The sequence below is a fragment of the Paenibacillus sp. FW126-R14 genome (assembly GCF_058789495.1).
Genome location: NZ_JBYTBS010000026.1, coordinates 25,818 through 41,525 on the forward strand (window position 1 = coordinate 25,818; position 15,708 = coordinate 41,525).

Below are 15,708 nucleotides of genomic sequence, written 5' to 3' on the forward strand. Positions count from 1 at the left end.
GAAATGCTCCTCTCATTATGAAAGCCACCCTCCCTTGAGGGTGAGTGGCTTGAAGTATCTATTTCATTTGTTCTTTTAATTTGGAAATAGATTGGCTCACGGTTTGATAGTCGGCTTCGGACGAAACCGTCTGGCTGTATTTCGCTCGTTCGAACAACTCCAGCACCGTCTCCAGGTCGTTTTTCATCCATTTGCTCTGGCTTGACCAGCGGGCTGTCGCTTCACGCATCGTTTCATGCTCGAGTCTGGTGTACCCTTTGCGCCGGCTCATGCGCAGCAGTTTTTCGAATTCGACGATAATTTTTTGATTGAAATTAACGGCTTTCAGCTGCTTTCTGCGTTTACGCCATTCCCGGAGGTACGGGCTGCGGAAGAAGAATACTGCGCCTACAGCTGCCACAGCAGCGATACCGATACCGCTCAGCGTCAACCAAAGCCATGTAAAGCTTGGGGACTGCACCGGCTCTTCAGGCACTGCAACAGGATCGCTCTCCGTGGAAAGATCAACGGGCGGCGGCGTTTTCTCAGGAAACACATTCGGCAGCGTGAAGCCGGAAGTCGGCTCAAAAGCAATCCAGCCAAAGCCTTCGAAATAAACTTCAACCCAGGAATGCGCATCCGAGTTACGGACTGTGTAGGTGCCCGCAGCGTTTTTATCGACGTCTTCGCCCAATTGACTCAAAATACCGAATTCCCTTATCTGATCAGGGACAGGCGAAGCTCCGGAGGAGTAGCCCTTCACCCAGCGGGTCGGCAGTCCGATCGAACGGGCAAGCACGGCCATTGACGTAGAATAGTAATCGCAGTACCCCTGTTTGATCTCAAACAAGAACCGGTCTACAAAATCTTTGCTCTTGCCTTTGCTTTCGTCCGGCGTGTTCGTATACGGGTAATGCTCTGCCAAATAAGTCTCGATCAGCTTCGCCTTATCATACGAATTCGTAGCTGATTTGGTAATGTCGAGGGCAAGCTGTTTGACACGGTCCGGAAGATCCGCAGGCACCTGCAAATACTCCGCCCATTCCGGCTTGTTCGTATAATCAACATTCACCTCACGCAATTGATCTACTTCCAGAATAGGCTCCTCTGAAATAATCGCATATTCTTTGGGATAATTCGTTTTGCTCGCAAAACGGAGCTCGGATTGCCGTGGCGACCATAGAATGCGTTGAAACGGATTCTCGCCTTGATTCACTTCCACCAAACGCTGGATGGCGTAACCGCCGAAGAGAACCGGAAAAACGTCTTCCCTTTGCATCACAACGGTTTGCTTTACTTCTTGCGTTTTCAAGAGCGACAGATCAAACCTTGGATCAAGCGGCAGCGTATTCAGATTGACCCGATTGACCGGCAGCTTCTTCTCCGTCGCACTGAGCTCCCATCCTTTTCCATTATACTGCGCTCTCGTCTCGCCGCGGAAATAAGTGCGTTTGCTCGTTTCAACCGTCATGACGGGCGTGTAATCGAATTGAAAACCGCCGCCAAGATGGCTGTCATCCCTGCTGTAGCCGGACGAAGAATCGCCAGCAGAGGCCGCCACACTGACCCCTTTTCCCAATAGAGGAACGGGTTCTCCCCGACTGACCTTGTATGCCGTATAAGGATCGGTTAAGACCGGATCTATCGTAGGTGCGAAAAACCCGACAAGGGAAATAATGCCTACAATCAGTCCGATTGGAAGCAGGATCGAAGACGGATAATCGGTAATCGTCTCCCAAATGACAGGAGCCCGCTTCTTCAGCTTGGCGAAGTGACGAACCATCAAGAGCGAAAAGCCGCAGAAGATCACCATCGCTACTTGAGGCCACAGAAAGATCGTACTGAAAGAGTCCCGTATGGCAAAAAATAAAATACTGGCGGCAATGAGCACAAACACGCGCAGCCTGGATGTCACCGACCACATGGCAAACAAATAAGCAAGCCATGCGACCAGGCTGAACCAAATGTACGGTTCCAACTGACCTGCGTTCAAGGCGATCCATTTGAGCGCACTTTTCCATGTCGTCACCTTCACAGCGGCATAATGATAACCCATCCCTACGAGGTGAAGCCCGATGATCAATACAAATTGGATCAAGACGCGCCATGCGCGGCGAAGATGCGGAATCAAGTATGTGGCAGCCGTCAGGCTGAGTGTCCATGTGACAAAGGCGACCGTTTCCGGAAGCCATAAGCCATCTTCCTTCATGATCCAAATCACAAACTGATACAGGAAAACTCCTGTAAGAATCGCATTAGCGCGTTGTTCCCAATCTTTAAAAAGAAATCCTTTCCAGAATGAGTTAAGCATACCGTTTCGCCCCTCCCAGCAGGTTAGGCAAGTCCGATAACTGACTGACCTCATACCCCATATAACCTTGTGAGCGAATCGCTTTGATCCAGTCGTTCTTCGCGCTCTCCTGCTCCATGCCTTGCAGTTTGAACACATGGGACGGTTCGGCATGAACCCACATATGGCAAGGGTTCATTTGAAGATGCGAGAGCTGCGTCAGCACCTGCATCATCACGGAGCCCTTCTGCGGCGAAATAAGGACAAAGAAGCAGCCGGCAGGCAGTTCCCGCGAATGTTCTTTTAAAATTTGCTGCAGCGGACGAAAGCCGTCGGCCTCCACGCCGACCAAATGTTTTAAAATATGTTTATGATGGTTTTGGCTTTGCTTCGGTTCAAAATATGTGGCTTCATTGCCGATGGAAAGCAGTCCCAACGCCAAATCGCGGCCCGCTCCATAGCGGAACAAAGATGCGGCCACAGACACGGCCAGTTCGAATTCGGCAGCGTCGCCATAAGCCCGGGCCGTCCGGTCTAGTAAAATAATCGTTTTGGGCAGCGACTCCCGCTCGAACTCTTTCGACTTCCATGTCCCCGTCTTGGCGGTTGCATTCCAGTGAATGCGGGATAGCCGGTCACCGTATATATACTCGCGTACACCGTTAATTTGCGTCGTTTCCCGGTGAGCCCTTGTCGTCGTCGAATGATGCTGCATGCCTTTGAGCATTTGGTGGAACTGCGCCCATTCCCGGATTGCTACGGTTTGCGGATAAACCGTTATCGACTGCTGGAGCTCCAAGCGTCCTTTGTGCTGGAAGAAGCCAAATATATCCTCGGTCACACATTCCGTCTCGCCGAACCGGTAATATCCCCTCCGCAGCGGAGGCGTGCTGTACAACAGTTCCCCTCTCCGCTTCCAATCCGGGATCAGCGAGCCTTCGAAGATGGTTTCTTCTCCGCTCTGACGAATAAATTGATCCTTGATGATCATGTAAGGAATCGGCCAGAAGCCTGGAATTTGCACGCTGATCCCGATTTGCAGCGATTGCCCCGCTTCAAGCTGGGCATCCTGCCCGGCAACGGACAGCTTGCGCGTTCCTTGAGCGCGCCTAATGCCGCTCCAGTTGCCGGAGAGCAAATAAACCGACAATAAAGCGACGATGATAAAAAGCATGGAGGCCAGCTTCCCCCCTTGAAACAGCAGGAAGAATAAGCTAGCCGTGAAGCATGAAATCAGTAGCCATAGAGGAGCCGGAAACCGGGGACGTTCCCCGAATCGCTTGAATACCGGTCGAGTCATAGGCTCACTTCTCCAATCGAACCGGCACGCGAACCTGCTCGAAAATCGCGCCGAGAACAGAAGACACCGTGGCCCCGTCCATGCGCGCTTCGGAATGAAGAATCATCCGGTGACCGAGCACGTATGGCGCAAGGTACTTGATGTCATCAGGGATGACATAATCTCTGCCCTTCAAAAAGGCAAAGGCTTTGGAAGCAAGCACCAGCGACAGCGTAGCCCGCGGGCTTGCGCCAAGAAATACAGCCGGATGCTCGCGCGTTTTTCGGGTGATATTCACTAAATAATCCGCCACTGCATCATCCATATGTACGCTTCTAGCCTGCTCCTGCGCGGCCAAAACTTCGGATGTATCCATCACGGGATGCAAAGCTTCCATCGGATGAGCTTTGCTTTGGGAAGCAATCATTTGCTTCTCGGCCGCTTCGCTAGGGTAGCCTAGGCTAAGCTTAACCATAAAGCGGTCGAGCTGTGCTTCCGGCAGTATGTAAGTGCCTTCGAAGTCAATCGGATTTTGGGTAGCCAGCATCAGAAAAGGGGAAGGCAGCTCATGAATATCGCCGTCTACCGTAATATGCTGCTCTTCCATAGCTTCCAGCAGCGCCGACTGCGTTTTGGTCGTTGCGCGGTTGATTTCATCTACGAGCAAAATATTCGTCATAATAGGCCCGGAACGGAACAGGAACTTTTCTTCTTTGGGATGATATATGGAAACACCGGTAATATCGGATGGTAAAAGATCGGGATTACACTGAATACGGCGGAACTGGCCGTCGATCGAACGGGCGAGAGCCTTGATCAGCACCGTTTTGCCTGTACCAGGCACATCTTCAAGTAAAACATGCCCACCGGCCAGCATCGCAGTAAGCAGCAATTCAATTTCAGCACTCTTCCCTAGAATGCATGATTCTAAATTCGTTTTCAGCCTAGCTAAAACTTCTACATGATGATGGGTGGCAGTTTCCATGTCTTAATCCTCCTTAGCGTTTTCGTAAGAAAGCTTACGTCGTAAGAGCTGCAGAGTTCTGCGAAAAAACGCCCAATATGACAGTAATCCTTAAAAAAAAGAGAAAAAGTGCGTAAATCCAGTTTACAGTAAAGTATTTCGTCCGTATACTTGTATTTCCTCTAAATTTATTTGTTAAAATTAACCATGTGAATAAAAAGGCAAAGGAGCTAAGCACACAAGCGCTTAGCTCCTTTATTGTGTTTCATCCTTTTGGCTTAACAAAAACGGCGGCAATAAACGAGAAAATAATCGCGGCCGATATCCCCGCGCTGGTCACTTTGAATATCCCTGTGATGATGCCGATATACCCGTCCTTATGCAGCTCCTCAAGCGCGCCGTGCACTAAGGCATTGCCGAAGCTGGTAATCGGAACGGTCGCTCCCGCACCGGCAAATTCAATGAATGGATCGTACAGATTGCAGCCGTCTGCGATAGCGCCAAGGACGACGAGCGTGCTCATGGTATGTGCCGGCGTCAGCTTGCCAACATCCATTAAAAGCTGCCCAAAGACGCAAATCGCGCCGCCAATGACAAAAGCCCAAAAAAAGTTCATGCGTACAACCCTCCAGACTCTATAGAAACTGCATGCGCAATACAAGGGATGCTTTCCCCTTGCTGGAAGGAAAGCGGAGACAGTAAAGCGCCTGTAGCCACAACCAGAATACGTTTCAGCTCCCCCTTCTTCATACGTTTGAGCAGATGACCGTAAGTAACGGTTGCCGAGCAGCCGCAGCCGCTCCCTCCCGCTTGCACATTCTGCCTGTCCCGCTCATAGATCATTAAACCGCAGTCGTCATACGTCGTTTGGTCAATCGGTACCTTGTGCTTGTGAAACAGCTCGCGCGCAATTTCCGAGCCAACCGCGGCGAGATCGCCGGTCACAATCAGGTCGTAATACCCTGGCTCACGGCCCAGATCGCGAAAGTGCGCCTGAATCGTATCGACCGCTGCCGGCGCCATCGCAGCGCCCATATTAAACGGGTCGGTGATGCCCATATCCACGACACGCCCAATGGTTGCCGCGGTGATGACGGGGCCGTCCCCCGTCTTGGCGAGCACCGCGACCCCGGCGCCCGTCACCGTATACTGCGCTGTCGGCGGCTTCTGCGATCCGTACTCCGTCGGATAGCGGAACTGCTTCTCCACCGTGCAGTTATGGCTGCAGGTGCCCGCCATGGCATAATTGGCCGCCCCTGAATCCAGCAGCTGCGCGGCCAGCGCCAACCCTTCCATCGACGTCGAGCAAGCGCCGAAGATGCCAAGATACGGCATGCCCAGCGTGCGCGCCGCGAACGTATTGGAGATGATCTGATTCATCAGATCGCCTCCAATATAGAACTGAATCTGACCGCCGGTAAGTCCGGCATTGTCTAAAGCGTGCTGCGCGGCTTCCTCGAGCAGCGCTTTCTCCGCTTTTTCCCATGTTTTCTGTCCAACGGTCAAGTCGCCATGAACGATATCGAAGTCTTCGGCGAGAGGCCCTTCGCCTTCATCGGGCCCAACGACCGTTCCCGTGGACAGGATGACGGGGCGGTTCTCGAACACCCAGCTTTGATGCCCTTTCAGCATACGATCAGCCCCCACCCATAATAATTAGATGCAAAAGCCCCACAACAAACGCAGCCACCGTGCCAAACACAATAACGGAGCCGGCTAATTTGAACATGTTCCCGCCCACGCCCAGGACCAGTCCTTCGCTCTTATGCTCAATCGCCGCAGAACAGAGGGAGTTCGCAAAGCCTGTAACCGGGACTGCGCTGCCGGCTCCGGCCCATTGCGCAATTTTGTCGTAGATGCCAAAGCTCGTCAAAATGACGGAAATAATAATTAAGACGGCAACTGTGGGATTGCCGGCTGTTTTTTCCGTAAAACCAAACCAATTAATGAACATTTGCATAAAGCATTCACCGATCAAACAAATGACCCCGCCAACTAAAAAAGCCCTAATGCAATTTTTCAACACGGGCCTTTTCGGCTCGACCCGCTTTGCCAATTCCTGATATTCCTGCTGGGTCATCGTGAGATTCTTTTTCTTATTGTCGGCCATACGTTCCCTCCTGCATGGTTAGGATTTTAACAGGGTGTGAAGATCTTGAATGACTTTCGTCAGTTTCTCCGAGCAATCCTCATACATTTTCTTGGCTTCGGGATGCTCCGTAGATAAGGAATACAGCTCAAGGTCCGCTTCACTTTTCTTCAGAGTGGCGAGCAGCGCAGGTCTTTCGCTCGGCTGAGGAACTTTCAGCTTGTCGTCGTAGAGATCGACGGTCAATTCCCCATTGGTGTCCACTTGGCCAAAAAATACATTTTCCTTCGTTACTCCTAGCTTATCCAGTTCCGTTTGCAGCCATCCTACGCCTTTGCCTGCGGCAGCAAGCGGTTCCCCTTGAATCTCGCCGTCCATAATGACCGTGTGATTCGGTTTTTCCGTCATCATTTTCATCCCAAGATGCTTAGGAGTCAGAGGCTGCACGTCGCTTTTGAGCAAAACGCTTAAATCGCCGCTCGATTCGAGCATGGCAAATTCCACATCCGCCAGCCGGAAAACACTTTTCGTCCGCAGCTGCTCTAGAAGCTCGTCCCCGGTATATCTTTCCTTTTTCAAATTTTCTTCAAGCACTTTTCCGTCTTTAATAAGCACCGTGCCTTTTCCCTCGAACCAAACGCGCAACGTTTTGCTCTTAAGCGCCAAAATTTCCAATAAAAAGGGCACAAGACACCAGACTAATATTGCAATGACCCCGTGAAAGAAGTTGCTTTCCACATCCGTTGAAATGACACCGGCTAAATCGCCCAGCGTAATCCCAATGACATATTCAAAAAAAGTCAATTGAGATATTTGCTTCTTCCCCAGAATTCTTGTCAGTACGAACAAAATACTTAGCGCGCTGAACGCCCTAATCATGATATGTACCCAATCGGCCACAATCCGTTCCCTCTCTTTCCTAAAGCTTCAAACAAAGTCATTATGCGCAAAATGAGACCCTGTTATCATTGAAACCATTTGTATTTATTTGTCAATTATGAGGAGGGAAAGTCGGGGTATATTAATGAGCGCAAACAAATGAAATCGCTCTGTCCATTTGCTTGCTAATCCATGATGAAGAGGTGTCTACATGACTGTAGCTGCTCAAGTAAAAACAACCTTAGCTTCCCTCAAAAGCGCACAAGCAAGCCTAGAGACCTTTGCGTTAAGCACGCAAAATCAAGAAGCGAAACAGCTCTTTGAAACTGCCGCAATGGCCACCCAAGACATTGTTAATCAAGTCTCCTCCCGCGTACAGCAATTGGAAAACGAAGAACCTCAATACAAAGGGTTTTAGTCCACAAACAAAAACAGCCGGCAGTAACGAGAACATTCTCGTTGCACGGCTGTTTTGCTTTTACTGCATAAGAAGGAGGATAAGCGAAAGCAGAACAAAAAGCACCAAAATAAACAGTTTGAACGCATCATCTTTTGCCATAAAGCCGCTCCTCGTTTCTATGAAATTTCAGTTATTGCAACGGCTGTCCGGATGCTTTCCTCAGCTCATTGGCTAATCGGTGAAACTCTTCTCTTGCCTGCGGATCGTCCGTCGCCATATAGGCCGCAGATAAAAAGGCAATGATTTTATTCGCATCGTCAACACTCATCATAGCTTCATCCCCTCCCGGATAAGGCCTTATTTTCCAGTCCAATAATCGAATGTCAGCCCCTTGTTTTTGAAAAAGGAATAGGGCAAGTAGCAATATCCTTGATCCCCCCAGGCTTTTCCCCATGAATTGCGGGCGATGACTACCCCCTGGCCTTTCTGTTTGCCTTCCTTGTAACCGACAGCCAGCATCGCATGACCGCCTAACAGCATTTCTTTTTTCCGGTTGGGATACGGAATTCGTCCCGTTTGGGAAGCGGATGGGCTTTCAAATGAAGCATAGACCCATATCCCGAACACGACAGGCTGACCGTCGGCCAATGCGGCTTTGATGCCTGCCAGATCTTGAATGCGATGATAGGCGCCGATTCGGTAAGTTCCTGCGGTTTGCTCAGCCTCAGCATCAGGCGTATCTTTAAACTTGGCAATTTGATACGGCCATTCGCTTTCAGGACAAACGCCGATTTTGTGCAGCACCTTCATCCCGTCGCGAACCGTTGCGCCAGAGTCCCGATTGACGGTGCCTTCCAACTTCCGCTCATGCCAATAGTGAAAAAGCCGCGATAGCCGCGGCGCTGAATCGCTTTCTTGACGCAGCCAATATTCTCGCAGTCCGCTTACGATGGCGTTCGACGTGCAGGAACCTAAATTCCCTTGATTCACAATCGGAGAAAGCTTGCTGCGCAAGTCAACTTTACGCGGCAGCTGGGATTCCCTGACATAATTGACGCTTCGGTAAAAATGATCGCGAAAATCACGCGGGTCCCGCTTTACCGTTAACTTCCTTCTCACCTGTTTTCCTCCCCCATCGCCCGTTTGCGTAAATGTACTTCAGTATATTCACCCATAGGCTGGAGCGTGCGGAAAGGTCGAATATAGGCTGCTGAATATGGGCTGGGCTGCCACGTGGATTCGCCAGTGGAATAGGTAGATGGTAGGGAGGGATTGCTGCTCTTGTGGGGTCGGGTAGATAGATGGAGTCGATTGCTGCTCTTGTGGGGTCGGGTAGCTGGATGGAGTAAATTTGATGCGCTTGTGTGGCAGGCAAATTGTGCGGCAGGTAGATGGATGAAGTCGATTGTTGCTCTTGTGTGGTTAGGTAGATGGATGGAGTAGTTTGCTGCACTTGTGGGGGCGGGTAGATGGATAACGTAGATTGCTGCTCTTGTGGGGGCGGGTAGATGGATGAAGTCGATTGTTGCTATTGTGTGGTTAGATAGATGGATGGAATAGATTGTTGCTCATGTGAGGCGGGTAGATGGTTAAAGTAGATTGTTGCTCTTGTAAGGTCAGGTAGATGGTTAAAGTAGATTGGTGCTCTTGTACGGTTAGGTAAATGGATGGAGTAGTTTACTGCACTTATGTGGTCAGGTAGATGGATAGAGTAGTTTGCTGCTCTTTTGCGGTCAGGTAGATGGTTGAAGTCGATTGCTGCTCTTGTGGGGTCGGGTAGATGGGATTGAGTAAATTTGATGCGCTTGTGCGGCAGGAAGATGGATGGAGTAGTTTGCTGCACTTGTACGGTTAGGTAGATGGATAGAGTAGTTTGCTGCACTTGTACGGTTAGGTAGATGGATAGAGTAGTTTGCTGCAGTTGTGTGGTCAGGTAGATGGATGAAGTAGTTTGCTGCAGTTGTGTGGTCAGGTAGATGGTTAAAGTAGATTGTTGCTCTTGTGCGGCAGGTAGATGGATAAAGTCGATTGTTGCTCTTGTACGGTCACGTCATTACTCGGCCCTATGTTGCACATTGTACAACCATTTCTGCCGAATCTCCCTGCTTCAGCAAGCTACGTTGTACTTTGTGCAACGATTTTCCCATGAAACGAGGGATTGAGGGCATGTTGAGCACATATCATTGTATTTCATACAATGAAGGGCTGCTAAACCTCCATTCCCCCCCATTTCATTGCACATAATGCAATATAGGCAAGAGAAATGCCTGAATAGACAGCTCCCAGCAGTAAACCCCAGCCCCAAATCGGACAATCCCCCTCATTTCAATGCGAGCCCCCCCAATCCGCCAATAAAAGCGGCAGCATCACCAAAGAACCAGGCTGTTCCAAGTCTATCCTAGACTGGTCCGCCCGGTTCCATTAGATAACGCTTATCGCAGATAGCGATGAAGTGGCTGTATTTGCTGCTTGCGAATGCAGGCTGCGACTAATTCGGCGATAGCGATACCGCCTTTTTCTTGGAAATGCGTATTATCCTCCGCGCCTTTCGGAAAGTTCGGAAACTCGCCCGGCCATGCCCACATGAACAAGGATTTGGTTTCCTCAGGGCCTAGCGATTCGAACAATTGCTTGCTCTCCCCGGCCAAATCGATCAGGAGAACGTCCTCTTCCTCCGCCAGCTGTTTCATAGCCGTAGTATAGTCGCCGTGCGTGTCGATGATGCTGCCGTCGCTATCAAAAAATCTCCGCTGCACAGGCGTGACTAGAACGGGAACGGCTCCCCGCGTCCTCGCTTCATGAACATAAATCGCCAAATGCTCTTTATAGGTTGTATAAGGAGATGTCGCCCGCTCCTCATCCAACTTCTGATCGTTATGCCCAAACTGGATGAACAAATAATCGTTGGCATTAATTTTTTCAAGAATGGGGGCGAACCGTCCTTCATTCAGGAAGCTTTTGGAGCTGCGGCCTGAGAACGCATAGTTCGCTACCGCGGCGTCCGCTTTGACGAACAGCGGGAGCATTTGCCCCCACCCCGTATAAGGATAACCGTCCTGAGGCTGATCCGTTACTGTGGAATCACCGACCAAATACAAGGTAGACGCTTGCGGAGCCGAAACGACCTCCAGCGCATTAATGCGCGGCGCTGCGCCTGAGAACGCCAGTCGCAACTGCCCATCCTCCACGTGAACGCTAAAGCTGTTGGACACAAACTCTCCGGCAGCTGTGCGGCATTCTGAAAGCAGCAGTCTTCCCTGCCCCGCTTTCAAGCCTGTCGAAGTTGCCGTTATGAGGTCGCCCATTAACGTATGAATCGTATAATTGCCATTCGGCACATCTACGGCGAACACAGCACCGACGGGAATGCAGAAGTCTCGCTTGAGAACTTCGGGCCGCCCGCGATCCCGGCCATATACCTCAGCGCCACCTAGAAAGCCAAAGCCGCTCTTCTCATGATAAACGGTGTTAGGGCTGACTTTCGTGAATCCTTCCTTCGCTGCGCTTTGTTCCGGCCCAAAATCAAATCGGAAATGGATGCTCATCCCGCGAACGCCTACCAGTCTCTACGATTCAGCAGCGAGGATAAGAAGGTGAGTCCCAACCCTTGCCCCCAGCCTTGAATCCGCTTGTAAGGCACACCTTTGTACCCGTCAATATCCCGCATAACCGCTGTGCCGGCCGAAACGCCGGTGATCGTCCCGTCTTCGGTGATGCGCGACAAGATGCCTTGGATCGATTTATTCGTATATTTGTTATACAGCGGTCCGGCACCGACCAAGGCAGCCGCAATCCCCGCCGAGCCCGATGTTTCCAAATAGGCATCCTTGTCCGTCAGGACGGTATGCCATAACCCGCTCTCGTCTTGCAAGCGAACCAGAGCGCTCAATTGATCGCGCAGCGAGCCTTCAATAATCATGAAGGACGGATGCGTCACATGCACGAGCCTCAAAGCGCGCGCCATGGTAATAGCCGCCCATGCATTGCCGCGGGCCCAATAAATGCCTGACATATGATTTTGCGCCAAATTGTCCCAGCCGTGATAATACAGGTTCGTCGCAGCGTCCTGCAGCACATTCTCATGACCGTGATACTGCTTCAGGCCATCTTCGAAATAATCCTCACGGTTCAGCATGGATCCGATGCGTACCAGGAAATAGCCTGCCATGAACATCGTGTCCACCCATGCCTGCTCAGGAAAATTGTATGTTTCCGAGTTCACCGTATGTTGGAAAATGCCTTCCCCGAACCGCTCTGCTTCATGTTTCAGGAAGTCAGCCATTTGCGTAGCGATTTCCATATACCGGTCTTCGCCGGTTTCCTTGTACAAGGTCAGCAAGGAGTGGCCGATCGAAATGCCGTTGACGGACAACTTAGGCAGACCATCCTCCAGCTTCTCATCTACCCAAGCTTTTAACAGGTGGAGATATTCTTCTTTGCCCGTAGCCTCATAAGCTTCTGTAACGCCATAGAAAGCTACGCCGCCAGGCCAGTCCCAATTAAAGTCCATACGGAACGTTCTATGAACAACACGGTCAATTACTTTGCGGATTTCATCTGGATCGAATTGTAAGGCTGGCATCTCTTCATTTCCTCCCTGTTGGTCGTTATTGATGATATAAGCATTCATACCCGTTACCCCTTCAAACCGCTCGTCGATATGCCTTCAACGATATATTTCTGGAAAATCATAAATACCACAAAAATCGGAACCAGCGATAACGTCGACATGGCGAACATCCCGCCCCAGTTGTTTAAGGACTCGGAGTCAAGGAATAGCTTGAGCGCCAAGGAAACCGGATACAGCTTCGCATTATTTAAATATAACAGCGGTGTGTAGAAATCGTCCCATCTCCAGTAGAAGGAAAAGATCGCAGACGTCACAAGAGCTGGAACGATAAGCGGGATAATAATTTTGTAAAAAATGCTGTACTTGCTGCAGCCATCCATTTTGGCAGCTTCATCGAGTTCAGGCGGAATCGTGCGGATAAATTGCATAATCAGAAAGATGAAGAACGGAATCCCGAAAAATTGCGGCACAATAATCGGCTTGAAGCTCGATAACCAGCCAATTTTGGCGAACAAAATATATTGCGAAATGATCGTCACGTCTTGAGGCAAGAGCAAGGTCAGCATGACCATGGAAAACCAGAACTTGCTTCCCGCAAACCGGATGCGCGCAAAGCCATACCCGACTAAAGCGGAGGAAGCTACCGCGCCGATCGTCGAAAGAATAACGATAATGAAACTATTTTTCATAAAGGTCGCAAACGTGATGCCTGCAAACCCCTTCCAACCTGTCACATAGTTGTTCCACTCTATTTTGCTGGGAATCAGAGAAGTTGCCGTCGTATAAATCTCGTCGTTTGGCTTTAAGGAGCTGGCGACCAGCCATAGAATCGGGTATATCGCTGTTATTGCGATGAGGCAGACGATCAAGTGATACAGCAATGTTTTCATATTTTTTGCGCGAAAAACCATGTCAGATCCCTCCTAGCTCTCGTAATGAACCCAATATTTAGATGTTTTGAAAATAACCAACGTAATGAGCCCGATTAAGATGAGCATGAACCACGCCATAGCGGAGGCATAACCCATTTCAAAAAAGACGAAAGCCCGATGGAATAAATAAAGCGAATACAGCAGTGTATTGTTCAGCGGACCGCCTTCGCCGTTGGAAATGATATAAGCCGGCGTGAAGGTCAGGAAGCCCGAAATCGTTTGCAGAATTAAATTAAACAGAATGATGGGACTTAACAAAGGCAGGGTGATATGAAAAAACTTGCGCACAGGTCCTGCGCCGTCCACGCTGGCCGCTTCGTAATACGTGCCTGGAATGTTTTTGAGTCCGGCAAGGAAAATGAGCATCGAAGAACCGAACTGCCAAACCGACAAGAGCACCAGTGTGCCAAGCGCAGTAGCCGGCAGACCGATCCAAGAGGTGGTGGTGTGGATACCGATACTGCCCAGGAAAGCGTTGATAAGGCCTTTGTCCCCGAAAATTTGACGCCACATGATCGATACCGCTACGCTTCCGCCGATCAAAGACGGCAAGTAATACGTGGCCCGGTACAGCCCGATCCCTCTGACGGCGCGATTCAGCAGCATAGCTACCAGCAAGGCGATGATGAGCCGCATCGGGACGGACGTGAGCACGTAAGTAAGCGTGACCCGAATCGAATCGATGATTTTGTCGTCATCGGTGAACATTTTCTGGTAGTTTGCAAACCCGACCCATCGCGGAGCTGACAATAAATCGTATTCCGTAAATGAAAAATACAGCGAAGAAAACATCGGAAACAGCGTGAAGATCAAAAAACCAAGAATGAAAGGCGAGACAAACACATAGCCGACTATGTGATCATTTTCACGTAGTTTCATAATTCCACTCCTTTAAGCTCGTCTATTTCTATCTATTTGGCGGGCGGCCGGTTCGCAGCCACCCGTTTGTACCCTTACAACGTGTTAGAACGGACGACGATCACTTCTTATTTTTAGCCAAAATGGCGTTGGCTTCGTTCATGAATTTCGTTGCCGCGCCTTCGACCGAGATTTTGCGAAATAAGATTTGCTCCTGCATATCACGGAGCAGCTTGCTGACCTCCGCTGACCCGATGGGATCAGGGGGATCCATGGGACTGCTGTTTTTCTCCGCCCAGGCAACGTAGTCGTACACCTTCTTCTCTTCTGCGGAGAGCGTAGGCTCCAAGCCTGCTTTGACCTTCGATGAGATCGGAATGCCCCGGTCGCCTTTGATCAGTTTATTGGCCTCTATATCGTTCAAAAACCAGGAGATGAATTTCGCCGCTTCCTTCTTCTGCTTCGAGCTTTTGGGGATGGAGAACAGCATCGTCGGCTTTAAATACAGCCCTTGCTTGCCATTCGGCCCCGGCAGTCCGGTTAAGCTCAGCGGCTTTTTGGCGGCTTCCTGCAGGGTCGAGAATTGATTGGACCACGCCATGGTCATGAAGCCATCCCCTAGGGCAATCGGGTTCTCCTCCGGCGTCAGCTTGGACAACGATTCTTTCCCCCAGTCCCGCATATAGCCGGCTTCGTACCATTTGAGATACATGGTGAAGTAATCTATAAAATAGCGGGGATCGCTAAACCCAAGACTCGTGCCATCCTGGCTGAAATAGTGCTGATTTTGGGTACGCAGGTAGTACGGAAAAAATTGATCGAAGCGCATGTGATCGAGCACTTTCCCTTTTTCCTTCATCCGCTTGGCGATCTGCTCCAAATCGAACCAGGTCCAGTTCTGCGGGATGGACGATATCCCCGCCTCCTTCAGCATAGCGGCATCGTAGGTGGTCCCCATCGCATTAACGCCTAACGGTATGCCGTACAGCTTTCCGCCGACTCGTCCGGAATCGATCGTTTCCGGCGAAGCTGAGCGCACATCGATCGTCCCGCTGTTCGTCAGTTGGGACAAATCCTCCAATTGATCCTTCGTGGCATATTGGGTCAAGTACGAGATGTCCATCTGAATAATGTCCGGCAGCTGATTGGCCGCCGCTTGCGGCGCCAGCTTCTTCCAGAAGTCATCGAAGCCGGCATATTCCGTATCAATCTTCACATTCGGGTTGAGCTCTTGGTACATGGCAATGAGTTTCAGCGTATAATCATGCCTCGCTTGACCGCCCCACCATGCAATTCGCAGCTTAACATCTTGTTCGCGATCGCTTTGTCCGGTCTCAATCGTCCTCGGCTTGCCGCCCGCTGAAGGTTCTTTCGCGCTGCATCCGATGACCGTGAATAATAGTGGAATTAGGAGCATGGCCGGTAATAGTCTGCGTTTCATCGTAAGCGTCCCCCTAGGTACCCTGCG

15 protein-coding genes are annotated in these 15,708 nt (G+C 50.4%); 1 reads left to right on the forward strand and 14 read right to left on the reverse strand.

All coding sequences use genetic code 11. The features are described from left to right. Positions 1 to 58: 58 nt before the first annotated feature. The 7 genes from AC3WRW_RS17480 to AC3WRW_RS17510 all read right to left on the reverse strand — a co-directional run bounded on the left by AC3WRW_RS17480 (position 59) and on the right by AC3WRW_RS17510 (position 7,480). Positions 59 to 2,290, reverse strand: a complete 2,232-nt coding sequence (locus AC3WRW_RS17480; RefSeq protein WP_492547586.1) for a transglutaminase domain-containing protein — start codon at positions 2,288 to 2,290, stop codon at positions 59 to 61. Beyond that, positions 2,283 to 3,569: a DUF58 domain-containing protein gene (locus AC3WRW_RS17485; protein ID WP_492547587.1), complete on the reverse strand. Its 1,287-nt coding sequence runs from the start codon at positions 3,567 to 3,569 to the stop codon at positions 2,283 to 2,285. Before AC3WRW_RS17485 ends, AC3WRW_RS17480 begins: the two co-directional genes overlap by 8 nt. A gap of 4 nt (positions 3,570 to 3,573) precedes the next feature. Further along, complete coding sequence (locus AC3WRW_RS17490) at positions 3,574 to 4,533, reverse strand: AAA family ATPase (RefSeq protein ID WP_492547588.1); 960 nt, start codon at positions 4,531 to 4,533, stop codon at positions 3,574 to 3,576. Positions 4,534 to 4,777: 244 nt separating this feature from the next. After that, the gene (gene spoVAE / locus AC3WRW_RS17495) at positions 4,778 to 5,128 is read right to left on the reverse strand and encodes a stage V sporulation protein AE (protein WP_127449933.1); all 351 of its coding nucleotides are present in this window, start codon (positions 5,126 to 5,128) and stop codon (positions 4,778 to 4,780) included. Next, on the reverse strand, positions 5,125 to 6,144 hold the full coding sequence (gene spoVAD / locus AC3WRW_RS17500) for a stage V sporulation protein AD (RefSeq protein ID WP_492547589.1): 1,020 nt from the start codon (positions 6,142 to 6,144) through the stop codon (positions 5,125 to 5,127). Before spoVAD ends, spoVAE begins: the two co-directional genes overlap by 4 nt. Before the next feature lie 4 nt (positions 6,145 to 6,148). Continuing rightward, complete coding sequence (gene spoVAC, locus AC3WRW_RS17505; RefSeq protein ID WP_171686335.1) at positions 6,149 to 6,622, reverse strand: stage V sporulation protein AC; 474 nt, start codon at positions 6,620 to 6,622, stop codon at positions 6,149 to 6,151. A gap of 18 nt (positions 6,623 to 6,640) precedes the next feature. Continuing rightward, positions 6,641 to 7,480, reverse strand: a complete 840-nt coding sequence (locus AC3WRW_RS17510; protein ID WP_492547641.1) for a DUF421 domain-containing protein — start codon at positions 7,478 to 7,480, stop codon at positions 6,641 to 6,643. Between the two features lie 211 nt (positions 7,481 to 7,691). Here AC3WRW_RS17510 and AC3WRW_RS17515 point away from each other — a divergent pair, with 211 nt between their 5' ends. Next, the gene (locus tag AC3WRW_RS17515; RefSeq protein WP_492547590.1) at positions 7,692 to 7,898 is read left to right on the forward strand and encodes a DUF1657 domain-containing protein; all 207 of its coding nucleotides are present in this window, start codon (positions 7,692 to 7,694) and stop codon (positions 7,896 to 7,898) included. A 172-nt stretch (positions 7,899 to 8,070) separates the two neighbouring features. Here the strand turns inward: AC3WRW_RS17515 and AC3WRW_RS17520 are convergent, their stop codons facing one another. The 7 genes from AC3WRW_RS17520 to AC3WRW_RS17550 form a co-directional block, all read right to left on the reverse strand. Then, positions 8,071 to 8,211, reverse strand: coding sequence for an N-acetylmuramoyl-L-alanine amidase (locus AC3WRW_RS17520; protein WP_492547591.1), 141 nt, complete (start codon positions 8,209 to 8,211; stop codon positions 8,071 to 8,073). Between the two features lie 26 nt (positions 8,212 to 8,237). Continuing rightward, positions 8,238 to 8,999 (reverse strand): C1 family peptidase, encoded by a 762-nt coding sequence (locus AC3WRW_RS17525; RefSeq protein ID WP_492547592.1) that lies wholly within the window; start codon positions 8,997 to 8,999, stop codon positions 8,238 to 8,240. A gap of 1,313 nt (positions 9,000 to 10,312) precedes the next feature. Next, complete coding sequence (locus tag AC3WRW_RS17530) at positions 10,313 to 11,425, reverse strand: rhamnogalacturonan acetylesterase (RefSeq protein ID WP_492547593.1); 1,113 nt, start codon at positions 11,423 to 11,425, stop codon at positions 10,313 to 10,315. 11 nt (positions 11,426 to 11,436) lie between these two features. After that, positions 11,437 to 12,462 carry a glycoside hydrolase family 88/105 protein gene (locus AC3WRW_RS17535; protein ID WP_492547642.1) on the reverse strand — a complete coding sequence of 342 codons (1,026 nt, stop codon included), beginning with the start codon at positions 12,460 to 12,462 and terminating at the stop codon, positions 11,437 to 11,439. A gap of 53 nt (positions 12,463 to 12,515) precedes the next feature. Then, entirely contained in the window at positions 12,516 to 13,340 is an 825-nt protein-coding gene (locus AC3WRW_RS17540) for a carbohydrate ABC transporter permease (RefSeq protein ID WP_492547643.1), read from the reverse strand. A gap of 33 nt (positions 13,341 to 13,373) precedes the next feature. Next, positions 13,374 to 14,261 (reverse strand): carbohydrate ABC transporter permease, encoded by an 888-nt coding sequence (locus AC3WRW_RS17545; RefSeq protein WP_492547594.1) that lies wholly within the window; start codon positions 14,259 to 14,261, stop codon positions 13,374 to 13,376. A 100-nt stretch (positions 14,262 to 14,361) separates the two neighbouring features. After that, positions 14,362 to 15,681, reverse strand: a complete 1,320-nt coding sequence (locus AC3WRW_RS17550; RefSeq protein ID WP_492547595.1) for an ABC transporter substrate-binding protein — start codon at positions 15,679 to 15,681, stop codon at positions 14,362 to 14,364. Between the last annotated feature and the right edge of the window lie 27 nt (positions 15,682 to 15,708).